Raw genomic sequence first — 25,314 nt, 5'->3', positions numbered from 1 at the left:
TTTAGTTTTAGCCGTGTTTGCTAGGTTTAATTGTTAGTCAATTAACCAACCTTAAAGCCAATCAGGAACGAAGTTAGCGACGATGGTGACATCACTAAAGTTACGGTAACCGCGCACCATGATGCTGAATTCACCCGCTGGCTTGTTCAATACACACTGTTCGTTGCTGCTGTTCTGGTATGGGCGGCAGTCGTAGTTCGCTTTCGATACGGTGCCATTGTGTTTCACATATAAGTCGGCATCGCCACTTCGAGGGCCGGTTAATGTTACCGTTAACTGACCTGCACTTTGAGTCGTAAATGTGAAGAACTGCTCTTCACCATATCCTGCAGTAAGTCCTTTAACAGGCACGCCATTTTGCAGCTCTTTAGGGCCTGCAACGGGTGAATCAAGGCTGGTTTCGACAAGGTAAGCAATGGCTAGTTTGGCGAACTTGGTCGCGTGTGTCGCCGTAGGATCGGAGTTCTCAAGCGTGTCGTGCTCAGTGTGAATACTTGGGTTGTAATCATTGAACATGCTTTCGAATGGCATGGCAGCTGGGTAGCCAACATTGTGCCAAGAGGCGTGGTCAGAACAGGCATAGCCACAATCATCGAAACCGTAACTGATGTCGCTCGCGTAAGTGTCGATCAGCTCGCTTAAATAGGCGGTGAGGTTGCTGTCGGTGTAGTCTGTGATGAAGGTGATATCGTGCGCTGAACCGTTGTAGTTGGTCATGTCTAATTGCAATACCGATACAACGTTGGCTTGCTCATCTCTTAAAGCGTTGGCGACATCTTGTGAGCCACGTAGCCCTACTTCTTCAGCAGCATAACCATAGAACTTAATGGTTTTGTCTGGTTGAATACCACTGGCGATCATCAGGCGAAGCGACTCTGTTACCGTTGCAATGCCAGACGCATCATCATCGGCTCCCGGTGAGATGGTGCCTTCGCTTGTCCAAGAACCAGCCGTTGAATCAAGGTGTCCGCCAACCACGACGATCTCTGCAGGATATTTCGCGCCAAGCAGTGTCACTTCAACAGATTTTTGCGGATATTCAGCATGTGTGATTTGGCGTGCAGACGCATACGGCACATCTTTAATTTCTGTTTCCCAACGCTCTAAAAGCCAATCCGAAGCAGCAACACCAGTAGAAGTAGTATAAAAACGGTTGGTGAAGTTGGTTAGATTTTCTATGGTCGTGACCATGTTGTTCGGCTCGACCTGAGCGAGTAGGTCGTTCACTGTGTCTTGATGGCTGATCACCGGCTTTTCGAAGGTGCTCATTGTCAATGGCATCGCTGCGGCTTTGAGTGCGCTTGCTTTGTCTTCGTGCACCATGTAGCCACCACAACGGTGAGTTTCTTCGTGCATGTGGCTGGAGAGCTTCGCGAGCTCTTTCTGGTTGATTTTCGCGACGATGGAATGCTTGTTTCCGGTCACGCCTGGGTAAACCGTTGCGCCATGTTGAGTCATAATATGTTGTGCGTCCGCATCGGTGGTGATCCAAACCTCTTCGTTCGCTGGTGGTGTGATACCTAGGGATGCGTAAGCCGCAGTACTGTTGATTAGGGTTAACGATCCCCCGAGCACAGCTAAAGCTAGCATGCTTTTTTGAATAGCCATTTGTCGTCCTTTTTATGGTGAGTATTGTTATGTTGATGGGTTCGATTTTTGTGTAATGCGTAGGTTTTTCATGTAGACGTTTCATTCGCTAAATAGCTCATTGCCAAATAGCGAAAAGGGCTCCTATAAGGAGCCCTGAATCTACTTTCGATTATTGAGTTTTAATGAAACGGTAATGCTTGGTTTCTGAACAGATATCGCTTGAGGTACACACTTGGTACTCCACATCCACTGTGCCGTTGTGACGGAACTTGTCGACGTATGAGTTGAAGTCTGTAGCACCAACATTTTTGCCATTACGCTTAATCACAAAGTAGTCATTGGTGTCGTAATCCCATGCCAGCTTAACGCGCGCCTTACCGTTCGGATTTTTGTTACCAAACTTCAGTTTTAGTGGGAAGCCTTCCGCAGAGTCACCTTCAATCGTGATCGACTTGCTGGTTGATGTTGCAACGCCTGCATCGTCAGTCACGGTCAGAGTCACCACGTAGTCGCCAGCTTCAGCGTAGGTATAACGAGCCACTTCACCGGTTTGTGTGTTGCCATCGCCTAGGTTCCATTGGTAAGAAACGATTTGACCATCGCTGTCTGAACTTGTGCTGCGTAGCTCGACTTCTTTACCGACAATCGTGTGTTCGAAAGAAGAGACGGGCGGCACGTTAGCGCTGCCTGATTCGTACGACGCTTTCAGATTTGCACCTGCGTAATCTGAGTAACCCAGAATGTTCACCGTGTAGCGACCAGCTGTTGGGTTTTCAATTACACATACTTCATCGGTTACGCTTTCACTCTTACAGATATTCTCTTGAGAGCTTGGCGCATAATCTAGACCAACATACATATCCGGATCACCAGTAGACACAGCAAGATCAATCGTTAGCTTGTCTTGGCCTTCTGGTACTTCGATATCGAAGTAAGTTTTTGAGCCTGTTTCACCAGCAACTGCGGCTTCAACACCGTTTTCAAGGCGTTGATATTCCGGTTCTGGTGGAAGTGGTGGTTCGCCACACGGTGATACACCCACTAAGTTAAACGCAGAAACAACATCATCGGCACTGTAGCCAAGGTCGGTTGCTGAGTTTTTCACGCCACAGGCGCCCTGCCAAAAGTCACTGTTTTCAGACCAGTAGATCTGGTTGGCTAGCACGAACAGTTCGAACGCTTTTTTGGTGTCCCAACCTTGTGTGGTTGCAAGATGGTAGAACGCCTTGTTGAACACGCCAGAGCTGTAGTGCACGTTTAAGCCATCGTAGTACTCGGATGCGTTGTTGATTGAAGAGCCATCGCGTGATGGATCGTCCATGTAACGCAGCGCACCTTCGCCTTTAAAGATATTGCGTCCGACCATCCAGTCGTTGGTGCCTTTCATATAGTATTCTGCGGCTTCACCGGCCATGTCAGAGAAGGCTTCGTTCATACCGCCGGATTGGTTTGCGTAGATCAAACCTGAGTTTTGCTCAGTGAAACCGTGGCTCACTTCATGGGCTGATACATCTAGGCTAACAAGCGGGTAAAAGAAGCTCTCCCCATCACCAAAGGTCATGGCTCTGCCGTCCCAAAATGCATTCTCGTAGTTTTCACCGTAGTGAACACGCATCATGAGCTTGAAGGAGAGTGGCGCTGTGTCGAACCAGTTTTTATACATATCGAACACGATGTTGCCAAAGTAATGGGCATCGTTGAGTGGTGAGAATGCGCCGTTCACTGCTTTATATTCGTTACGAGGACATTCATAGCTGTAAGTGGTGTCGCCGTCGGTCGCGCCATTAAGGTCAACGGTAACGACATTTTCAGACTCCATTACACACTCTGTGCCCACTTCTTGAACATCAAGGTAGTGGTAGTCGGTGCCGTATTCGTACATGCCGGTTTTTTCGTTGCCGCCAGGGCCAGTGCCGATCTGAGCATGGGCAATACCTTCCCAGCGGTCGATGACTTCGCCTGTGTGCGCGTCTAGCATGGTGAACGGTCGAGTCGGCTGTTCACTGCCTTCTACTAGGTAAGAGACAACGTACACTAGTCGTGTTTTATCTACGCTTTGCTGTCCGATGCCTTGCTTCACAGAGCCTTGATAGATAAATAGCTGATGTTGAACGTTGTCTAGAGATTTGCTGGTTAAGCCTTGAGTCTTTAGATCTTTACTTGCGAGTTCAACCGCTTGAGCGCTGTTGATTGATGGCTTAACAAAAGATCGCTCTAAGGTCGTTGTTTTAAGGTAGCGACCTTGAACGGACTTAAGTGCGCCACCTTGGACACTTTGGGTGGCATTTAGGTAATGTCCCCATACCGGTGTTCCCCAGATGTTCTGCTGGATCTTAACTTTATAGATACCACGCTTTTTCAGGTTTACTTCTTTCACCATCTTGAAGCTAGAGGCGTTACTGACTCCTAACTGAGCGTTTAACCCAGAGAAGCTAGTAAAGTTGATCGGTTGATCGATTTGAACGGATTCACTTGCATGCACTGACAAAGACATAGCACTGGCTATAGCAACGGCAACTAAACGTTTTCTTATTTTCATTGTTGTTTTCTCTTTCCATGTAAAATCCAAGAAAACGTAACAAATTAATCACAGCGAATTTACATCATTCGATCTGATTAATTAGTAGCATGGCAATGATCTCTTTTATTCATGCAACTTATATTTCTCGTATTTACAGATAGTTATCATTTCTGTTTATTTTTGAACGCACCTATATGTTTATTTATAAAATCGTGACACTTTTATTAAGTGTTTATTTCTCTTGGAAATTAAGATTTTCGAGTAAATTGATCTGTGCCTCAATTAACGGATTCTGGGTTGATAGAAGGATCAACGATTTGAAAGTGTCACTTTAAACAGAAGGCCATTTAGCGAATTTAGGGGCAATTTTGATAAGAAATCGAAGACTTTTCGGCTTATTTTTCGAATTGTTAGTTAAAAGAGGGAAGGGGAATCGGGCACTTGTTTGGCACAGAGCACAAAATCTGCTGGATGAAAAAAGCCAGCGACGGGTCACTGGCTTAGATTAACTTAGTTTGTGCAGGCTACTGAATATAGGTAGGCAACTGCGACACTTAATTATGGTACGTGGCTAACGTCACTATAGCGAATTACTGCTTTTTACCGCCAACTTGTACGTAGTCGATACCGATAATACGGTTGATGATACCCAGAACAGAGCTCGTATCAGAGTTTGTTGAGCGAATCGTATCAACCGTTGCACCTTCAGGTACTAATTCCATTGCGCGGTCTTGAGTGTTACCTGGCACTTGGAAACCGACAATGTTGAAGCTCTCTGCGTGCGCTGTGTACACTTCTTCGTTGTGGCTGATACCAGAACAACCCGCTAGAGAAACAATGCCTAAAACAACTAATAACTTTTTCATAAAAATACCTTAAGAATGATTGGAACCTAGATGGCAAGGCACAAAGGCAGTGGCATGATTATCTAGATTTAATAAGTTCATGGGAGACAGCATCTCCCGACCGATGTTGAACATTATTCCAGAGGTGTTTTTTAGTTACTGTATGGGTTTGTCAGCTGAATCATTACACAGCTGAATGGTAATGGTGAATACCGCACCCTTTAAGGCTTGGCTCTGACCTACCTCCACGGTAGCGCCGTGTTGAGCACAGATCTTCTCGACGATAGACAGCCCTAAACCATGGCCGCTCTTGGCTTTGTTACGCGCTTTGTCGCCAACGTAAAAGGGTTCGAACAGGCGAGCTTGATGTTCTTGAGCCACACCATCACCGTCATCGTGTACCGCAATCTGTAGCTGATCTTGATGCACGGTCGCTGCAATCGACACTTGTGAGCGTGCGAATTTCATTGCGTTACGCACTAGGTTATCTAGTGCTCGGTTAAATAGCGTTTCATCCGCCATTATTGAGCTAGGTTGCTCTGGTAGCGATAGGTCGATGTTGAGCTGAGTGTCTTTGTTCCAACGCGCCATTGCGTGGTCGAGAAAGTCTCGAATCTCTAATGGCTTTTTTAAGTTTTCTAGGTCAGTGCTATCGAGTTTGGCGTAATACAATAGTTCATCGACCATCTTTTCCATCTCTTCCGTGTCTTCGACAATACTCTCAATCGTGCTTTCTTGCTCTGCGTTTAGCTGGGTGTCTTTCAACATTTCAGCTTGCCACTGAATACGGAATATTGGCGTGCGCAGTTCATGAGCGACAGCATTAGTGAGTGAGCGATTACTTTCAACTAAGCGATGAATTCTGTCGGCCATCAGGTTGAAGGATTTGTTCAGTGAACCAATCGCAACACCGCTTGAAGTCTCGGCTCGTGTGGAGAGATCCCCTTCAGCAAAACGCAGAGTGGCAGACTCAAGCTTTTTGACTCGGCGGAAGATAATAAATAGATGACACAAGCCATATAAGATAAAGCTCGCTAAAAAGAACAACCAAATGAGGTCATCCTCCAACTCAATTTTTTGCCTAACGAACGCTTCACTGTTGGGGAGGTAGTGATAGGTATTGTCGCTGCTTGCTAAGCGAAACCATAGGTCACGCTCATCATCGTGAAAGATAAAGGTATTCGGATTGGTACTGAAGAACTCTGAAACGGGGCCTGGTATTTCATCGTCTGGGCTGAACGTAACCAGTTTATTTCGTGTGGTTTCTACAAATTGGTTTATCGCTTGATGAGCAGCTTCAAGACCCTGATTTTTAGCGATATTTTCGATCAATTGCTGGTGGGCAGTCGCTTCGTAATCTTCCAGTACATATTCGTAGTCGGTATTGAGCTGATAGACGCTAATCTCGTAGGCGACAAGGCCGGCCATGAAGCAAACTAACAGCCCTAATAGGGACTCCAAAAAGATACGTCGCATAATCGCTCTCTCTATTACGCTCGTATTGAGCGAGGTTAACGCCAGGCGGTCGAAACAAATAAGTAGCCTTTACCGCGAATGGTCTGAATTTTCTCTGCTGGTGTGTGGTCGTCGCCCAAAATCTTCCTTAGACGTACAATCTTGTTGTCAATCGTCCGGTCTATTCCGTCGTACTCAATCCCGCGCAATGTTTGCGTCAAGTAGTCACGAGATAACGGCGTGTCTGGGTTGCTTGCCAATAACCAAAGTAGGTCAAACTCGCTGTCAGTGAGTGATAAAACCGCACCTGAAAGTTCACACTTCTTATAAGTGTTTTTCAGAACGAGTTGATCGAACTGAAGGGTGTCTGAGTCATCGACTGAAGCGGTATTGGTGTCTTGGCGGCGTAATAGCGAACGAACTCTGGCCAGCAGAACTCTTGGTTTGATTGGCTTGGTGACATAGTCATCAGCCCCTGTCTCTAAACCAGCGACGTGGTCAAAGTCGTCATCGCTAGCAGTGAGCATCAAGATTTTACCTTTATAGTGCGTACGCGTCTGTCGGCAGATTGTAAGTCCATCAGTTACAGGAAGCATCAAATCCAGCAGTACGATGTCAGGTTGCTCCGTGAGGATGGTGTGTGCGGCATCACTGCCATCGTCCAACACCGTGACATCAAAATCTTGCGCGACGAAGTAGTCCTGCAACATTTTCTGAAGTTTCAAATCGTCTTCCACGATGATCATTTTAGGTTTTGTCATTCCATTATCAGCCTTGTCGTGCGTTTCACTTATTGAGATTAGGTGAGCGAGTCTTCGTCGTGATGAACCATTACGATTATACGCTATTGCATATAAGTTCAGATGCTTCGCCAAATACCTAAAGCGAATGATTAAACACTTTATAAGTTAGTTCAATGATGAATTGGCATTTATAGGAAAATAAAAAACATCGTTCAAATAGGCTCGACATTCTCATACATTTCCACGACAGATAAATTCAGCGCTAAACAATAGAATTTTCTCATCAAACATTTTGGGAATAACGGTATGAACGACTATAGAAATGCATTACTGGCGTTACCTTTGATTCTGTTAGCGGGCTGTAATTCAAGCTCTAACTCAGGTAAAGCTGCCACCAAAGTGCAAGCAAAACCTCAAGCGGATTACGTATTTTCATCAGCGAAACTGGGTGAGTTGTATAAAGAGCGACAAGAGGTCCAAGAATCCATAAAACTTGATTACAACGGTGTGCAGTATGAAATCGTTCTGTTTGCGGAAGATATTAGTGATAAGCAAAAAGTGGCTAGGCTTGCGGATAGTTTAGGTCAAAGTGTAGATCTGTACCTCCCTGATGCAGGATTTGATAGCTGCGGTATCTACACAGAGAGCAAGGGTTTGGACGTGTTTGATTGTGGTGCGGCTCAACGCTCAATCGGCAATGACACCACGTTAATTAACACGACGACGAATACTCATAAGCCCGTCGAGCTTGAGTATCACAATGAACTGGTTCAATACGTGACTAGCCTTGGGTCTACCATTCTGAGTAACACTAAAAGTGGGAATAAGGTAACGATAACCACCTCGTTTGCTTTCAACGCTTTTTACCGTGATGTGCTCAACGAGACTGGCGCTGTTGATCGCATTACTTCCACTCTAGGCGCATCAACCTATTCTCAGCTTTTTGATATCGTGAAATTGTATCAAGGCAGTGAGATGACGTTGAAGTTTACCAACCATATTGGTGGAAGTGCCGACGATGATATCAATATGTACACCGGTCGCATGATCCACAGTAACAACATGACGACGATCGTAACGCCTACGGGGTCGGTGTTCTCTGGCGGCACGGATCTTTTCGCTGCGGGTAACCCACGAGTTTTGCAACGAGCAGATACCACTAAAGCCATTGAGCTTAATAAGCAGGTTGGTGTGCACAGTTGGGCTGAGGATGATAAAACAGCCAAAGACTTCCCATACACGAACGAAAGCCATCGCAAGCAAGCGACCTACTTTAAAAAGGTAATGGGAGACAAAGGAATCGACTTCTATATCTTCACGTTGGATTCTGCTCCGGCTTCTGGCGAACACTGGGTGACTAAGGCTGAGTCAGATAAATACGGTTTCATCACACGCATTGAGTAGCTTAGGCTTGCAATAACATTAGAAACGACTGAGAAGGTTGGTGATGACGCTGTTGTCGCCAACCTTTTTTGTTCATTTTTTGATTCGTTACCTGTGTTGATTGTGGATTTCCTTGTCTTACATTTCAGTATAAAAATTCCTTGATACTTCCTTTCCACTCCCTCCCCAAAAAGTTTCTACAAGGACTCTCACTGATTGATTCTTGAACTTTCTAAGCAAAAACATTTGACCAATAACTATCACACCTCAAATCTTTAATTGTTTTCGTTAGTGCTCTAAATGATATTTAATTTATTGTTTTATAATGATTTTTGTTGTTTTGAATGCTGTATTGTTACGAGTTTGTTTTAAATAATCATTTGAACCCTAACTAAATTTCTGTCATTTTATATTTAACTGAACGTTCAATATAAAATAAAAGGACTAAGAAATGCCGAAGGTTGGGATGCCTGATATACGTAAACCACAGCTTGTTCAAGCCACCATGACGGTGATTGATCGAGTGGGTTTGCATGCCGCGAGTATTGCGTTGATCAGCAAAGAAGCGGGAGTCTCCACTGGCATTATTAATCACTATTTTGGTGGAAAGCATGGGCTGCTAGAAGAGACCATGCGTGAAATCCTTCGCCAACTTTCTAATACCATCACCACGTCACTAAAAGCACTTCCTGTTGATGCTCACCAACAGAGAATTAACGCGATCATCGATGGTAACTTCGAAGGTTACCAAGCAGAAAATAAGGTCGCGAAGGCGTGGTTGGCATTTTGGTCATATTCAATGCATGACGAGCAGCTGAAAAGACTGCAGCGTGTGAATGAAAAACGTTTGATTTCACACTTACGTCTTGAGTTGAAAGGTATTTTGAATCATGAACAAGCGGATCTCGTTGCTCACGGGATTGCGTCTCTGATTGATGGTTTGTGGCTGAGAGGCACACTAAACCCAGATGGTATCGATGCTCAAAAGGCGCGTGCCATCATCAATGATTATCTAGATAAACAACTTACATTCTACTCGTGTCACAGCAAATAGATCGAAGTGGTAGCGTTAGACCTTGAGCTAGACCTAGAGCAAGAGCTAGAACGACCACTATTTACACCTAATACTCACATATAGACCAGTAGAGTCTAATAACAATAATTAAGTCAGAATCTCAAATGGAAATGAACTCGTTATACATCGATGGCGCAGCGGTTAAAGCAACCTCTGGTGAAACCTTTGATAGCATTAACCCTGCAAACGGCGAACCTATCGCGACGTTAGGCCAAGCATCTTCAGCGGATGTCGACAGTGCTATTGAATCTGCGAAGCGCGGATTTGCGGTATGGTCAGCAATGACCGCTGTGGAACGCAGCCGCATTCTTTTGAAGGCAGTGGAAATACTTAGAGCTCGAAATAATGACCTTGCAAATCTTGAGGTTGTTGATACGGGCAAGCCGCTGCAAGAAGCGATTGAAGTGGATGTGGCGTCTGGCGCTGATGTTATTGAATACTTTGCTGGTTTGGCTCCAACGCTACAAGGCGACCAACAGCCGCTGAGCGAATCTCAATTTTTCTACACTCGCCGCGAGCCGCTAGGCATTTGTGCGGGCATTGGCGCGTGGAACTACCCCATTCAAATCGCGATGTGGAAATCGGCTCCGGCATTGGCCGCGGGTAACGCGATGATTTTCAAACCTTCAGAAGAAACGCCGCTAACGGCGCTCAAGCTTGCAGAAATCTTTACTGAAGCTGGTCTTCCTGATGGCGTGTTTAACGTGGTTCAGGGCGATTACCGTGTTGGTCAAATGCTAACGGCGCACCCAGATGTCGCGAAAGTGTCGTTCACGGGCGAAACCGGTACCGGTAAAGCGGTAATGGCAGATAGCGCTAAGACGCTGAAATCAGTCACCATGGAACTTGGCGGCAAGTCACCAATGATCGTGTTTGATGATGCGAAATTGGATGATGCGGTTTCCGCTTCGATGGTTGCTAACTTCTACACCCAAGGCGAAGTGTGCACCAACGGTACTCGTGTTTATGTACACGAAAACATCTACAACGCATTCATCGATCAACTTAAAACACGCACTGAGAAGCTGATCATTGGTAACCCAATGGACATGGAGACTCAGATCGGCGCGTTGATTTCTAAAGAACACCTGTCAAAAGTCCTTGAAGCAATTGAGCTAGCTAAGCAGTCGGGTGCAACCCTGTTGACGGGCGGCTATCAAGTGACAGACAACGGTCTCGAAAACGGCAACTTTGTTATTCCAACGGTGTTTGTGGATTGCGAAGACAACATGCCTCATGTTCAACAAGAGATCTTCGGCCCTGTGATGTCAGTGTTGAAGTTTACGGACGAAGACGATGTGATTCGCCGCGCTAACGACACCAAATACGGCCTGGCGGCTGGTGTGTTCACGCAAAACCTTTCTCGTGCGCACCGTGTTATTCATCAAATGCAGGCAGGTATTTGTTGGGTGAACACGTGGGGCGACTCACCGGCAGAAATGCCTGTTGGTGGTTACAAGCTTTCGGGTATTGGCCGTGAAAATGGACCAGAAACCCTACTTCATTATACGCAGACTAAGAGCATTCTTATTGAACTTGGCGACTACGCCAGCCCTTATGCCTAAAGCGTAACACTCAATTTTATGGGTTAGCTTAACAGAGCTAGCCCTACTGACTCATCTCAGGGAAATCAAAACATGGAACAACGCTACGATTATATTATCGTCGGCGCGGGTTCGGCCGGCTGTGTGTTAGCGGATAGGCTAACGGAAAGCGGTGAACATAGCGTTTTATTACTGGAAGCTGGTGGCACGGATAAGAGTATTTTTATCCAGATGCCAACCGCGCTTTCTTACCCAATGAATACTGAAAAGTACGCTTGGCAATTTGAAACAGAGAAAGAACCGGGTCTTGATGGACGTGAACTGCACTGCCCACGTGGCAAAGTGTTAGGCGGCAGCTCATCGATCAACGGGATGGTTTATGTTCGTGGCCACGCGTGTGATTTTGACCAATGGGAAGAAGAGGGCGCAGCGGGTTGGAACTACCAAGCATGCTTACCTTACTTCCGCCGTGCTGAATCATGGAACAAAGGCGGTGATGAATACCGTGGTGACAATGGCCCTGTCGGCACTTGTAACGGTAACGATATGGAGCTCAACCCGCTTTACCAAGCGTTCATCGATGCAGGTAAAGATGCCGGTTACCCAGAAACAAACGATTACAACGGCTACCAGCAAGAAGGATTCGGCACTATGCATATGACGGTAGACAAGGGTGTTAGAGCCTCAACCTCTAACGCTTATTTACGTCGAGCATTGAAGCGTTCAAACCTAACCTTGAAGAAGGGTATCGTGGCGCGTCGTTTCTTACTTGAAGCGCAAGACTCAGAAGGTCTATCGGGCTTGAAAGCGGTTGGTGTCGAGTTTGAAAAGTCAGGCAATACCCAAGTGGCGGTAGCGAACAAAGAAGTGATCTCTTCTGCGGGTTCTATCGGTTCTGTTCAACTGCTTCAGCTTTCTGGTATCGGCCCGAAAGCCGTGCTTGAAAAGGCCGGCGTTGAGCTGAAACACGAACTGAATGGCGTCGGTGAAAACCTTCAAGATCACTTAGAAGTGTACTTCCAATATCACTGCAACGAACCGATCACGCTCAACAGCAAGCTTGGCTTGGTCAGTAAGGGCATGATTGGTGCCGAGTGGATTCTGACTCGTAAGGGTCTTGGTGCCACTAACCACTTTGAATCGTGCGCGTTCATTCGCTCTCGTAAAGGATTGAAGTGGCCAAATATTCAATATCACTTCCTACCAGCAGCAATGCGTTACGACGGCCAAGCGGCCTTTGATGGCCACGGCTTCCAAGTACACGTTGGACCTAACAAGCCAGAGAGTCGCGGTACGGTTGCGATCACCTCTGCTGATCCGCATGCCAAGCCAGAGATCATTTTCAACTACATCTCAACCGAACAAGACCGCCAAGATTGGCGCGATTGTATTCGTCTGACGCGTGAGATTTTGTCGCAACCTGCGATGGATGTTTACCGTGGTGAAGAGATTCAGCCGGGTCTAAATATTACTTCCGATGAAGCAATCGATGAATGGGTTAAGCAGAACGTAGAAAGTGCGTATCACCCTTCATGTGGTTGCAAAATGGGTGCTGATAACGACCCAATGGCGGTGCTTGATGAAGAGTGTCGTGTTCGCGGCATTGATAATCTGCGCGTGGTCGACTCGTCTGTTTTCCCTGTTATTCCAAACGGTAACTTGAACGCACCGACCATTATGGTTGCTGAGCGTGCCTCGGACCTGATTTTGGGCAAGCCCGTTCTAAAAGAGCAAAACGTTCCGGTATGGATAGCACCGGATTGGGAAGAAACACAAAGAATCAATAAGCCAGTACGAGAAGCGTAAGCGTCTGTTATTGGTTAAAAAATAGCAAAAGCAGCAAAGAATAAAAACAACAAGTAACAAGCAAAAAATAATAAAACTAATTAGTCAAAAGTCAAAAGTCAGAAGAACTGCTCTCTATCGGTGTTGATATCGAGCAGTAAAAGGAAAGATAAAAAGGAACCATTATGACGACTCTAAATATTCAGAACGTGACGACAAAAACGTTAACAGCACTAGCCATCAGCTCATTTGCATTTGGTGCGAACGCTTCTGTTGAACCACAACAATGTGAAAACGTACGCTTCGCTGATGTTGGTTGGACAGACATTACCGCAACAACCGCTGTCACTTCTGAGCTACTGAAAGGCCTAGGCTACAAAACCAAAACCGACCTACTTTCAGTACCGGTTACTTACTCTTCAATGGCGAACGGCGATATTGACGTATTCCTAGGTAACTGGATGCCAACTATGGAAGGCGACATCGCTAAGTACCGCGAAGCGGGAACGGTTGAGACCGTGCGTGCCAACCTTGAAGGTGCAAAATACACACTAGCCGTACCAAAATACGTGTACGACTCTGGCGTGAAAAGCTTCGCCGACCTAGCAAAACATGCCGACAAATTTAAAGACCGCATCTACGGTATTGAGCCGGGTAACGATGGCAACCGCTTAATCCAATCAATGATTGATTCTGACGCGTTTGGCTTGAAAGATTTCAGCCTAGTGGAATCAAGTGAAGCGGGCATGGTATCGCAAGTATCTCGCGCTGCTCGTCGTAGCCAGTGGATCGTTTATCTAGGTTGGGCGCCGCACCCAATGAACAGCAATGTTGAGATGGAATACCTTTCAGGTGGTGACGACTTCTTCGGCCCTAATTACGGCGGCGCGAATGTTTACACCAATGTTCGTTCAAACTACCTGTCTGAATGTGCAAACGTCGGTCAACTTCTACAAAACCTAGAGTTCACTCTAGAGATGGAAAACCAGTTGATGGAAGAGATTCTTAACCAAAAAGTTAAGCCAGAGAAAGCGGCTCAACAATGGTTGAACAATAACCCTCAACAAGTTGAAGCTTGGTTAGACAACGTAAAAACGCATAAAGGTGAATCAGCGACTCAAGCGGTTACTGAATACCTAAAACAAGTTAAAGCTTAGTTCTACCTATCTCAACAGCTACATAAATAATAAAGGTGGGCTTGCCAATTTATCGATTGGTTTGAAGTAGCCCACCTATAATAAAAGGCAATATTGTGAATTTTATTACGCAAAACAAAATCCCTGTTGGTCAATGGATGGAAGCGGGTGTTGATTGGCTAACAATCAATGCAGCAGGATTCTTTGACGCTATTTCGATTTTTCTAGAAACCGTCATTATGTTTTTAGTCGATGTATTTAAGTGGATGCCGCCTGCACTGCCAATCGTGATGACTGCTGCGATTGCATGGTACTTACACCGTAAACCTTCGCTGGTGATCTTTGTGGTCGCAGCACTGCTGACTATTCTTAACCTCGGCTATTGGCAAGAAATGCTGGAAACCTTTGTTCTCGTCTTTGCGGCGACAACGATTTCCGTATTAATTGGCGTACCGGTTGGCATCATGGCTGCGCATCGCCCTTGGTTATATACGGTGCTTAGACCCATTCTTGATTTAATGCAGACGGTTCCAACGTTTGTGTATCTGATTCCGACTTTGGTTTTATTCGGTTTGGGCATCGTTCCTGGCTTAATCTCGACCATCATATTTGCCATTGCCGCGCCAATTCGTTTGACCTACTTAGGTGTCACCAAAGTGCCTGAAGAGTTGATTGAAGCGGGTAAAGCGTTTGGTGCCAGCCGCATGAAATTGCTGATGAAGGTCGAATTACCGGCGGCTCTACCAAGCATCATGGCGGGTGTAACCCAATGTATTATGTTGTCGCTTTCGATGGTGGTTATCGCCGCTCTTGTCGGTGCAGACGGACTTGGTAAACCAGTAGTTCGTGCACTGAACACAGTGAACATCTCACAAGGTTTTGAAGCCGGATTGGCGATTGTATTAGTCGCTATCATTCTTGATCGCTTGTGCAAAACACCAAACCAGAAGGAGGCTTAATCATGTCTAACTCTCAGGAAAAAAAGACAATGGACGCGATTACCATTAAGAATCTCGATGTTGTGTTTGGTAATAAATCGAAACAAGCGCTTGAGCTACTCGACCAAGGTAAAACTCGCCAAGAGATCATCGATGAAACAGGTCAAGTTGTCGGCGTAGATAATGTGTCGCTGACCGTTGAAGAAGGCGAGATTTGTGTGCTGATGGGGTTGTCTGGTTCTGGTAAATCATCTTTGCTTCGCGCAGTTAACGGCCTGAATGAGATCAGCCGTGGCTCATTGGCGATCAAAGATGGAGACAAGCAGGTTGATTTAGGTGAACAGTGCGACGAAGCGACCTTGCGTCATCTTCGTACTCACCGCGTTTCTATGGTGTTCCAAAAATTTGCCCTAATGCCTTGGTTAAACGTGTTAGATAACGTGGCGTTTGGTCTAGAAATGCAAGGCGTAGCCAAAGATGTTCGTCGTGCTAAAGCGCGTGAACAATTAGAAATGGTCGGCCTAGCGGAGTGGGAAACCAAATTCCCTCATGAGCTTTCTGGCGGCATGCAGCAACGTGTTGGTTTGGCGCGTGCGTTCGCAATGGACACCGACATTCTATTGATGGATGAACCGTTTTCGGCGCTTGATCCACTGATTCGTGCTCAACTGCAAGATGAACTGATCACACTGCAAAACAAACTCAACAAAACGATTCTGTTCGTGAGTCACGACCTAGATGAAGCACTGAAGATTGGTAACAACATCGCGATCATGGAGTCAGGAAAGCTGATTCAACACGGTAAGCCTGAAGAGATCGTATTGACGCCAAAAACAGAATACGTAAAAGACTTCGTTGCACACACCAATCCATTGAATGTGCTTAAAGGTCGTTCTTTGATGCAGCCTCTTGATTCACTGACGCAAGAGAATGAAAGCTGGAAGATCTGCGATTCTAAAGATCTCTGGATTGAACAGAATGAAGGTGCTTTATCTGTGAAAGGTGAATCTGCTTTGGCGCTTGTCGAGTGGAGCGAGTCTGACGACCTAACCGCGATCAGCGCGTCGAGTGTGGTCGTGGCAAGTCCGGAAATTGGCATGCGTGATGCGATTAAGCTCAAGCAGATCAGTAACCACCCGATTTTGCTGGTGGAAGACAATCAACTGGTCGGTATTCTGGATAACAGCGAGTTTTACAACGCACTAACGGGTAATTTTCAGATGAATACAGCCGCGTAAAATTTCGTTTTGCAGTTTGGCGATTAGGGCTGGTTTTTTATTAGGTGGAGAGGGTTAAGTCTCTCTACCTCTATGATTATTAAAATATATTATTGTTTGAACTTGTATTCTCGGACTCACTATTTTTACCTTCATTGAAGCTTGCATTTCCCCTTCATTAAGTAAAAGTGCCGTACCACACAAGTTTAGTGGTATAGAAAAGATTGAGAATAGTATGAACATCAGTACAATGCGGAAAAATCAATGAAGTAATTTATCAATTTACAGTGTAATTCGAGCTCACCTGACGTAAATAATCAGGACATATCATCGCTTCGACGCTGTAAAACCATTCACAGTATATTAGTACAAAGGTCTGCATCTTGGACAAACATGACGAAATCCTGGTCGCTATTCGCCAAATTATTCGCGCTATCGATTTACACTCGAAAAAGCTGAGTAAAGAGTATGGTTTGACTGGCCCTCAATTAATCTTAATGAGAGCAATCCAAGAAATGGGTAATGTGACGATCAAAGAATTGTCTAATCACACCAATGTAAGCCAAGCCACCACAACCACGATCATCGATCGCTTGGAACTGAATGGCTATGTACAACGTGTTCGCAGCTCGTCAGACCGACGCAAAGTACACGCAAACCTGACTGAAAAAGGTCAAGAGTTGCTAAACAATGCGCCGCCACCGCTGCAAGATAACTTCGTTAAAAAATTCCAAAACCTAGAGCCGTGGGAGCAAAGCTTACTGCTTTCTTCAATGCAGCGAGTATCATCAATGATGAACGCAGAAGACATCGACGCCGCTCCAGTACTTCAGCTTGAAGGCATTGCAAACGTAGCCAAGAGTTAACGTTAATTTTAAATTGTTTTTTAGAACAATAACTTAAGTAATTATTAAATGGTCGCATTAAGCGGCCATTTTTGATCTTGCCATTTAAAATCTCTATTTACCCTGTGTGTTAGTTACGCTTTCTTATTTTAAATTCCCCTGACTTTTTGCCCCGTTTGTAGCCGCCTCATTGGATTGTCATCAAAACTCCATTGACTATTCTCTGACAATAAAACGCTAGACCGACCGGTCTGTTGTGTATTATTGTGTGCTCATCTTAACCACGAGGTGATGTATGAAACACGAATTGACGCCAACACAAATGACCATGACGTTGAACAACATGCAGGGAGCTTTTGCACAGAACCCGATGCCAGCGGTATCGGTGAGAATTGAGCAGTCGCTTGCACTTAAATCTGCGCTTATCGATTACACAGATCGTTTGTGTTCAGCCGTGAGTGAGGACTATGGTCACCGCAGCCGACAAGATACTTTGATGGCTGACATATTGCCTTGTATCGGAAATATTGATCACAGCATTGAATGTTTGCCTCATTGGTCGACATCTTCAATTCGTCATTCCGGCTCTTTGCTTTCAACCTCTCGTGTTGAAGTGGTTTATCAACCCAAAGGTGTTGTCGGGATCATTGCTCCGTGGAACTTCCCGATCATGTTATCCGTCGGCCCGCTTATTTCGGCGTTGGCAGCGGGCAATCGCGCCATGATCAAGATGAGTGAATTTACCCCAGCGACGAACCAAGTATTAACAGCGCTATTGGCGGAAGTCTTCCAATCCGATGAGGTGTGCTTGGTTGAAGGCGAGGTAGAAATCGCAGCCGCATTTTCGGCGTTGCCGTTTGATCATCTTCTGTTTACGGGGTCAACCCAAGTGGGTCGCCAAGTGATGAGGTCAGCGGCTGACACGCTAACTCCAGTCACGCTAGAGCTAGGCGGTAAGTCACCGGTTATCGTGGCAGAAGACATGCCGATCGATATTGCGGTAGAGCGAATTATTTATGGTAAAAGCTTAAACAACGGCCAAGTATGTGTCGCTCCAGATTACGTGCTACTCCCTGAAGATAAGCTCGAAGCCTTCATTCTGGAGTACAAAAAACAATACCAACAGCCGTTTGATGAAGGGATCTACTCTGAGGGTTTAACCTCGCTCATTAACCCTCGCCAATGTGATCGTATTGTTGGTCTGTTGAATGAAGAGCAGCAAGCTGGGACACGAATCGTTGCTTGCCATGACGAAGCGATGGACTTAGATACTCATCGATTGGTGACACATTTGATCGTTGAACCAAGCCTGTCATCCAAAGTGATGAACGAAGAAATTTTCGGCCCATTATTACCTTTGATTACGTATCGCAATGTCGAAGAGGCGTTCCAAGTCATCAATAGCAAACCAAGGCCGTTAGCACTCTACCTGATGAGCTTTGATTTGAGTTTACAGGCTCAGGTTAAGCACCAAGTTCACTCCGGTGGTATGTGTATTAATGACTGTGTTTTTCATTTAGCGGTTGATGACGCGCCGTTTGGTGGCATTGGTGAATCAGGTCAAGGCAACTATCACGGTAAAGAAGGTTTCCTGACTTTCTCCCACGCTAAAACTGTGTTGGAAACAGGTTTAGATCACCGCGTTAAGCATCTGTTTTCAAAAGAAGACAACGAATTAAAAACAGCAGTGATGGGCATGCTTGGCCAGTAAATCACTGTTGGTATGACACTGTTTATTTTTCAAAAAGTTATTTTCACGAAATTATTTTAAGAGGTTACTTTTATGTTGGAACGTTTTTTTGAACGTACGATCAAATCGTATTTGATGATTACAGGTTTCTTAACAGCGACGGCATTTTCCACTTTCCTAGCGCCAGATTGGAGTATGCAGACGCTGTTCTCGTACAACGATACCATGATGGAAAACAAGGAGTACTTGCTCGGTACTTATCAACACTGGGGTGTGATGGTTGGCTGTATTGGTGTGTTGTTGATGTTCTCGGCGAAGTACAAATCGTTGCGAACCTCGACCATGATTTACAGCGCATTTGAGAAGTCGATGTTTGTTGGTATCTTCTTATACAACGTGTGTATCAACGATTATGAGTGGCTCTATGGCTGGAGCGGCGTGTTTGCGCTCGATGGATTTGTGACCGTTTATTCTTTGGTTTACCTGTACTACTACCTCACTAGAGATAAGAGCAAGGTCCCAGCTCACCTTCGTTAATCGTTAACTGTTTGTGAGTTGCTCAGGGTGAGTCAATACACTTCTTTAATGATCAATAGCTTACTTATGATTACAGCCCGCATTTGCGGGCTTTTTTCGTTTTGGGGCAATGATCCATAAAGATCTTAATTGACATATCTTTGACATTTACGCTCTAGACCGACCGGTTTGTTTTGGTTATTGTTTAGTCATCAACTAGAAATGAGGTAAACACCATGACAACCAATAATTTTAACTTTCAACTTAAAACCATTGTTCATGCTCAAGAGAACGGTATTGAAAATATCCCTTCTTTGTTTGGTCGCTTAGGTGCGCAAAGAGTCGTGCTCTTTTCTGATAAAGGTTTGGAGTCTCTTGGCTTTGTTGAGCAGTTCTCGGCGTTGTTTGTAAACCAGAATGGGAATCAGGAAGCGAACCAACAAGCGGTTCAGCTTGTTGGCGTTTACACCGATATCGCGCCAGACGCGACTTGCGACAACATCAACGCGGCCATTGGGTTTGCAAACAGCGTCAATGCTGATGCGATCTTGTCTGTTGGCGGCGGCAGCGTAATTGATGCGTCTAAAGGTGTGAAATACGCATTTCATAAGCAGATAGATGACATTCGCACCGTAATTGCAGGTGGTGGTCATATGGATGTGTGGCCAAATAATGAAGATATTCGAGTCCCCCACATTGCTGTTCCGACAACGGCTGGTACGGGCGCAGAAGCTTCTCCTATTGCTGTTTTTTACAACGAACATGAAAACATTAAGGCAAGCCTAGTCGCATCGGGATTGGAAGCCGATATCGCAATTCTTGATCCAACCGTTACCACTAAGCTGCCAGCTCACCTGACTCGTTCTACCGCTATGGATGCACTAACACACGCTGTTGAAGCGATTGTCTCACCAATGAGTAATGCATTCACCGACGCTTACGGCATTCAGGCTGCAAAACTGATTGTTGAGAACTTACCCTTGGCACTTAAAGAGCCAGAAAACCTAACAGCACGCGGCAATCTTCTTCAAGCGAGCACCATGGCGATCTCTGCTTTCTATTCGTCTTTGGGCGGTATTCCGATTCATAACTGTGCTCACGCTTTTGGTGCGATTAGTCACATTCCACATGGCGATGCCAACACGGTGCTGATGCCGGTTGTGATTGAAGCTCTGCCTGAATTCTATATGCCTAATGCGGCGAAGTTAGCTCAAGCTTTCTCGGTCGATACTACCGGAACCGATGAGATGGTTTACCAGAGAGTGTTGGATTTTTTAAATAACTTCCAAACCCGCGTCGGTGCGATGAAGCGTTTCAGCAGCTGGGACTTTGATGAGCAAGAGAAGAGCAATATTGCGGAAGCTATTGAAAAAGACATCTGCTTTCAGTTCTACCCAATCTCGAAACAGACGATTGAAACCATCATTGAGAAAGCGATTTAAGTCTCTGTCTTAATCGACTGAATCTTATGACCATTTAGTTCAGTCCCTGATTCACTCACAACTATTACTCGAGAGCCAATTATGAAAATTGAAAACGTATTGCTATCAAGCTTGTGCATCATCGCGCCATTCCTACTTTTCACCTAATTCATTCGACAGGGACGTTGTGACCTTTATTCCCGAGGAGGAAATAAATGATCAATAAACGTTTAACTACCGTGATTCTGACTGGTGTTTTGGCTGCTCTGTTTTTTGCCAAAGCAAGCGTTGGAAGCGAAAGCTCTAAGAACGCAGCCACCATGGATCAATCGCAGCAGCACCAAGATGTCGTGCAATTGTTGGATGAGGCTTACCAAGGGCAATTGGATGCCCAGCTCTCTGTCGCTTACCTATATCTGAGCGGAGAGGGCGTAGAACAGAATGATGAAAAAGCCGCGGAGTGGTTCGTCACCGCAGCCAATAACGGTAGCCCTGAAGCTCAAACGCAGCTTGGGTTGATGTATATCTCTGGAAGTGGCGTTCAAGCCAGCCAAGCGGAAGCTGTCACCTGGATCGGCATGGCAGCAGCTCAAGAGTATGACCCTGCGCTCGACTTATTACATTGGATGTCGCAAGCCGCGCACTAATTCAAATTCTAACTCAGGTTAATCACAGAACGGTTAACCACAGAAAAAGTTACTCGCAGAAAAGTTAATTACTGAAACAAGTTAATCACAGAAATTGGAGAACGTCTTATGCAGACATTCAAGAAATCTTTAGTCTTCACTGCAATGGCTGCGGCAAGCAGTGCTGCTCTTGCGGCTGAATCAGAAAAACCGAATATTGTTGTTATTGTTGGCGATGATGTGGGCTTTGCCGATACTCAGCCTTATGGCTCAGAAGCCAATACACCAAACCTAATGGCGCTGGCTGAAGAGGGGGTTAAGTTTACTAACTTTCACGCGTCACCAACCTCATCGGTAACGCGCTCTATGATGTTAACCGGAGCAAATAGCCACGAGGTTGGGCTAGGCACCTTCGACTATGCTGTCTATCCGGGTGCGATTGGCAAGCCGGGTTATGAAGGTTACCTCACCAAGAAAGGGGTTACGGTCGCAACGCTGCTTAAAGAGAGTGGTTATAACACTTACCTCTCTGGGAAATGGCACTTGGGGCACGACGATGGTTTCTTACCTGACGATCGAGGTTTTGAAGAGAGTTACGGTATCTTAGCGGGCGGCTCGAATCACTTTAATCGAGATATGATGTTCCCGGCCGAAAATGCCGCGACAGCGGATGCGCTGCAAAAAGGGGATATTCCCGGCGTCGAAGTTGAGCCAACTTACCGTAACGGTGAAGTGGTTGAGGACAAGTACAAAGGCGAGTACTCAGACCAAGTTTACACCAACGAGATCATCAAGATGATCGACAGCAAAAAAGACGACGGTAAGCCTTTCTTCGCTTACGTCCCATTCACCGGTATTCACCTGCCATTGCAAGCGCCTGAGTCTGCTTATCAAGATAAAGTCGATTACTACGTTGAACATGGTTGGGACTCGGTTCGAGAAGATCGTTTCCAACGTATGAAAGATATGGGTGTGATTCCAAAAGACGCCGATATTTCAGATCGTAACGCATTAAGCCGACCTTGGGACTCGCTCTCAGAGAAAGAACAAAAGTGGTACGGCAAGAAAATGGCTGTCGCAATGGGCATGATGGAAATGCAGGACCAACAAGTCGGCCAGATAGTCGATTACCTGAAAGATATCGGGGAATACGATAATACCTACATCATGTATCTAGCGGATAACGGCCCAGAAGCGGCGGATATTACTGGTGAAAATATCAGTGACCTGATCCGAACGTGGACTGCTCATCATTTCGATAATTCGACCGAAAACTTAGGTAAGGCGAGCTCCAGTGTGTCACTTGGACCTGAGTGGGCAAGCGCTTCAACCGGCGGCCTATCTTGGTACAAAGCTTACACAGCAGAGGGCGGTATCCGTGTGCCGTTTATCGTTAAGCCAGCCAAAGCGCTTCTAGAAGGAGAAGATGCGTTACAGCCGGGAACTCAAACAGATGACTTATCACAAGTGAAAGACATTGCAGCCACGATTCTTGAGATTGCAGAGGTAGAGCATCCAGGAACGGAATATCAAGGTCGAGAAGTAGCGCCGATGAGTGGTGTGAGCTTGTTGCCTTACTTCAAAGGGGAAACGGCAGACGTGCACAGTGCCAACAATGCGATTCCATTTGAATTGTTTGGTAGCGGAATTCTGCTTAAAGGTGATCATAAGATCATCCGAATTTCTACGGGAATGGGTGGCGACAGCGAGTGGCACTTATACAACACCAAGAAAGATCCAGCTGAGCAACATGACTTGAGAAACCAAATGCCAGATCTGTTCCTTGAAATGGTCGCTGAATATCAAGAATACGAAAAAGCGCAAAATATCGTCCCAGTTGACGAAGCGTGGAACCCGTTTGAAAACGTGAAATAGAGGAAAAAAACCACTCGGCCAACCTAATGCCACCAAGCTTGGTTGGCCGATGAACGCCGTGTAAAGGAATTACGAATTGTTTTGGCTAATACAATAACTTTTACATCGAGGCACTCTTCATGACGACATTATCGCTATCAAATTTGAGTTCAGTTCCGCAGTTTAATGGCAAAGCACACAGCAAACTTCAGGCGTTAGCAAAACCGATTGGGGCGGTGTGTAATATCAGCTGCACCTACTGCTATTACTTAGAAAAACAGCAGCTGCTTGAATACCCAAAAGGCTCTCAATATACGATGGATGAAGTCCTGTTAGAGCGTTATATCAAACAGTACATAGAGGGGCAGAACACGCCTGAAATCATCTTTTCTTGGCATGGTGGAGAGCCTACCTTGTTGGGGATTGAGTACTTTCAAAAGGTCGTCGAGCTGCAGAAAAAATATTGTCCCAACCACAGTAAGATCAGCAATGACCTTCAAACCAACGGAACGTTATTGAATGATGCGTGGTGCGAGTTCTTCAAAAACAATGATTTTATCATTGGCGTCAGTATTGATGGACCAGAGCACCTACATAATCACTACCGAACTAACCGTGCAGGCAAAGGCACTTTTTCTCAAACAATGCGTGGCATTCGCTACTTGAAACAACATAACGTCGAGTTCGCGACTCTAAGCTGCGTGAATGATGTGACAGGTAAGTATCCACTCGAGGTTTATCGCTTTCTACGCGATGAAGTGGGTTCGAAGCAATTGCAGTTTATTCCTGTGGTCGATAAGCGTGAGGCTCATACCAACAATAAATGGTTGAGCAACCAACAAGCGATCATTCCTGTATCAGGTGAGGTTGAACCGTGGAGTGTCGGCTCTGCGCAATGGGGAGAGTTCCTCACTACCATTTTTGACGAATGGTTCGAGCATGATTTTGGTCGGGTATTAGTGCCGTACTTTGAAAATTTTGTCGGCGTATGGATGGGCAGAGAAAGCACCATGTGTACCTTGAGTGAGATCTGCGGCAAAGGGTTAGCAGTTGAGCCCAATGGCGATGTGTACTCATGTGATCATTATGTCTTTCCTGAATTTCAGCTGGGTAATATTCAGGAACAAGCACTTTCAACTTTAGCCTTTTCGCCAAAGCAGCAGCGTTTTGGGTTCGCCAAACAAAAGTCTCTGCCGAAACAATGCCAAGCCTGTGAGTTTAAATTTGCATGTCATGGCGAATGCCCCAAAAACCGTATCATCACAAGCCGAGATGGTGAGGCGGGGTTAAATTATCTCTGTGAAGGTTGGCTGAGCTTCTTCAAGCATATCGACCCTGTTATTAAGGACTTATTCAAAGCCAATAATATCCCGTCTCGTCTGGGGTAACGGAGTAAGCGTGAATGGATTCAATCTAGATTTAAAGTTAGATAAAAGGCTCGCTAAATTGTGCGAGCCTTTTGGTATTTGGTAACGGGTATCTAGTCAGCCGATTCTTGGGCTGGGCTCATGGCGAGAAGAGTCTCTTCCATGGCATTGTTTAGAATCGAACGGTTACGCTGCATGGCGGCCATGAGCGTTGAGCCAAGCCATAAACCATAAAGCGTTCGAGATAGCGATTCTGGCTCTGCGATAGTGAAATCACCGGCCTCATTGCCTTCTTCAAACAGCTTCGCCATACGCAGGATGATCTTTTCCGCGCCTTCAGCCATGGTCGATTGCAACGGGTTTTCAGATCCAGCTACTTCTCCCGCCAGTTTTACGACAAGACATTGGATATTGAAGTCTTCAGTCAGTTTCGATGCACACCAAAACTCGAAATAGGCTTTAACGCGATCACGACGAGAAAGCGATTCATCACTTAAAAAGTCATCCAGCTTAGCGAGATGCTCATCAAAGTAGTTAGTAAGAAGGATCTCACCAAAGTGCTCTTTGGATTTAAAGTAGTGGTAAAAAGAACCCTTCGTGCCTTCCGCTTGGTTGATGATCTTCATCAGGCCAACACCAGCAAACCCGTGTTCATTAATAAGGCTAAATCCTGCATCGAGCATAGCTTGTCGCATGTCTTTCATTGTTCTTACTCTTTATGCTGAGAATGAGGAATAGTGTAACGAGCAACATACCAACCGTC

20 protein-coding genes are annotated in these 25,314 nt (G+C 45.7%); 14 read left to right on the top strand and 6 right to left on the bottom strand.

Annotated elements, in window-relative coordinates:
* Positions 1–51: 51 nt before the first annotated feature.
* From AB6E52_RS02245 to AB6E52_RS02225, 5 genes are all read right to left on the bottom strand, one after another.
* A complete protein-coding gene (locus tag AB6E52_RS02245) occupies positions 52–1,608 on the bottom strand; it encodes a M28 family metallopeptidase (RefSeq protein ID WP_102321264.1) in 1,557 nt (518 codons plus the stop codon).
* A gap of 151 nt (positions 1,609–1,759) precedes the next feature.
* The gene (locus AB6E52_RS02240) at positions 1,760–4,129 is read right to left on the bottom strand and encodes a M4 family metallopeptidase (RefSeq protein WP_102321263.1); all 2,370 of its coding nucleotides are present in this window, start codon (positions 4,127–4,129) and stop codon (positions 1,760–1,762) included.
* 572 nt (positions 4,130–4,701) lie between these two features.
* Positions 4,702–4,977, bottom strand: a complete 276-nt coding sequence (locus AB6E52_RS02235) for a hypothetical protein (RefSeq protein ID WP_017065177.1) — start codon at positions 4,975–4,977, stop codon at positions 4,702–4,704.
* 135 nt (positions 4,978–5,112) lie between these two features.
* Positions 5,113–6,432, bottom strand: coding sequence for a cell wall metabolism sensor histidine kinase WalK (locus tag AB6E52_RS02230; RefSeq protein WP_102321262.1), 1,320 nt, complete (start codon positions 6,430–6,432; stop codon positions 5,113–5,115).
* A gap of 35 nt (positions 6,433–6,467) precedes the next feature.
* Entirely contained in the window at positions 6,468–7,172 is a 705-nt protein-coding gene (locus tag AB6E52_RS02225; RefSeq protein ID WP_102321261.1) for a response regulator, read from the bottom strand.
* A gap of 288 nt (positions 7,173–7,460) precedes the next feature.
* Here AB6E52_RS02225 and AB6E52_RS02220 point away from each other — a divergent pair, with 288 nt between their 5' ends.
* From AB6E52_RS02220 to AB6E52_RS02155, 14 genes are all read left to right on the top strand, one after another.
* Positions 7,461–8,558: an alpha/beta hydrolase gene (locus AB6E52_RS02220; RefSeq protein ID WP_102321260.1), complete on the top strand. Its 1,098-nt coding sequence runs from the start codon at positions 7,461–7,463 to the stop codon at positions 8,556–8,558.
* Between the two features lie 430 nt (positions 8,559–8,988).
* Positions 8,989–9,591, top strand: coding sequence for a transcriptional regulator BetI (gene betI, locus AB6E52_RS02215; protein WP_004732441.1), 603 nt, complete (start codon positions 8,989–8,991; stop codon positions 9,589–9,591).
* Between the two features lie 125 nt (positions 9,592–9,716).
* Positions 9,717–11,177: a betaine-aldehyde dehydrogenase gene (gene betB, locus AB6E52_RS02210; RefSeq protein WP_102321259.1), complete on the top strand. Its 1,461-nt coding sequence runs from the start codon at positions 9,717–9,719 to the stop codon at positions 11,175–11,177.
* 72 nt (positions 11,178–11,249) lie between these two features.
* A complete protein-coding gene (gene betA, locus AB6E52_RS02205) occupies positions 11,250–12,962 on the top strand; it encodes a choline dehydrogenase (protein WP_102321258.1) in 1,713 nt (570 codons plus the stop codon).
* A gap of 164 nt (positions 12,963–13,126) precedes the next feature.
* Positions 13,127–14,098 (top strand): choline ABC transporter substrate-binding protein, encoded by a 972-nt coding sequence (locus AB6E52_RS02200; RefSeq protein ID WP_102321257.1) that lies wholly within the window; start codon positions 13,127–13,129, stop codon positions 14,096–14,098.
* Positions 14,099–14,193: 95 nt separating this feature from the next.
* A complete protein-coding gene (gene choW / locus AB6E52_RS02195; protein ID WP_102321256.1) occupies positions 14,194–15,036 on the top strand; it encodes a choline ABC transporter permease subunit in 843 nt (280 codons plus the stop codon).
* Between the two features lie 2 nt (positions 15,037–15,038).
* Complete coding sequence (gene choV, locus AB6E52_RS02190) at positions 15,039–16,253, top strand: choline ABC transporter ATP-binding protein (RefSeq protein WP_102321255.1); 1,215 nt, start codon at positions 15,039–15,041, stop codon at positions 16,251–16,253.
* Between the two features lie 362 nt (positions 16,254–16,615).
* Positions 16,616–17,098: a MarR family winged helix-turn-helix transcriptional regulator gene (locus AB6E52_RS02185; protein ID WP_017061075.1), complete on the top strand. Its 483-nt coding sequence runs from the start codon at positions 16,616–16,618 to the stop codon at positions 17,096–17,098.
* A 274-nt stretch (positions 17,099–17,372) separates the two neighbouring features.
* A complete protein-coding gene (locus AB6E52_RS02180) occupies positions 17,373–18,788 on the top strand; it encodes a coniferyl aldehyde dehydrogenase (protein WP_102321254.1) in 1,416 nt (471 codons plus the stop codon).
* Between the two features lie 72 nt (positions 18,789–18,860).
* The gene (locus AB6E52_RS02175) at positions 18,861–19,304 is read left to right on the top strand and encodes a hypothetical protein (RefSeq protein WP_102321253.1); all 444 of its coding nucleotides are present in this window, start codon (positions 18,861–18,863) and stop codon (positions 19,302–19,304) included.
* A 215-nt stretch (positions 19,305–19,519) separates the two neighbouring features.
* On the top strand, positions 19,520–20,725 hold the full coding sequence (locus AB6E52_RS02170) for an iron-containing alcohol dehydrogenase (protein ID WP_102321252.1): 1,206 nt from the start codon (positions 19,520–19,522) through the stop codon (positions 20,723–20,725).
* Between the two features lie 194 nt (positions 20,726–20,919).
* Positions 20,920–21,351, top strand: coding sequence for a tetratricopeptide repeat protein (locus tag AB6E52_RS02165; protein ID WP_048610280.1), 432 nt, complete (start codon positions 20,920–20,922; stop codon positions 21,349–21,351).
* Between the two features lie 108 nt (positions 21,352–21,459).
* On the top strand, positions 21,460–23,205 hold the full coding sequence (locus AB6E52_RS02160) for an arylsulfatase (protein WP_102321251.1): 1,746 nt from the start codon (positions 21,460–21,462) through the stop codon (positions 23,203–23,205).
* Between the two features lie 119 nt (positions 23,206–23,324).
* The gene (locus tag AB6E52_RS02155; protein WP_102321250.1) at positions 23,325–24,572 is read left to right on the top strand and encodes an anaerobic sulfatase maturase; all 1,248 of its coding nucleotides are present in this window, start codon (positions 23,325–23,327) and stop codon (positions 24,570–24,572) included.
* A 92-nt stretch (positions 24,573–24,664) separates the two neighbouring features.
* Here AB6E52_RS02155 and AB6E52_RS02150 read toward each other — a convergent pair whose 3' ends face one another.
* On the bottom strand, positions 24,665–25,255 hold the full coding sequence (locus tag AB6E52_RS02150; protein WP_017061080.1) for a TetR/AcrR family transcriptional regulator: 591 nt from the start codon (positions 25,253–25,255) through the stop codon (positions 24,665–24,667).
* Between the last annotated feature and the right edge of the window lie 59 nt (positions 25,256–25,314).

The organism is Vibrio sp. 10N.247.311.13 (genome assembly GCF_041467595.1).
GTDB lineage: Bacteria > Pseudomonadota > Gammaproteobacteria > Enterobacterales > Vibrionaceae > Vibrio > Vibrio crassostreae_C.
This window is presented reverse-complemented; position numbering and strand designations above follow the sequence as displayed.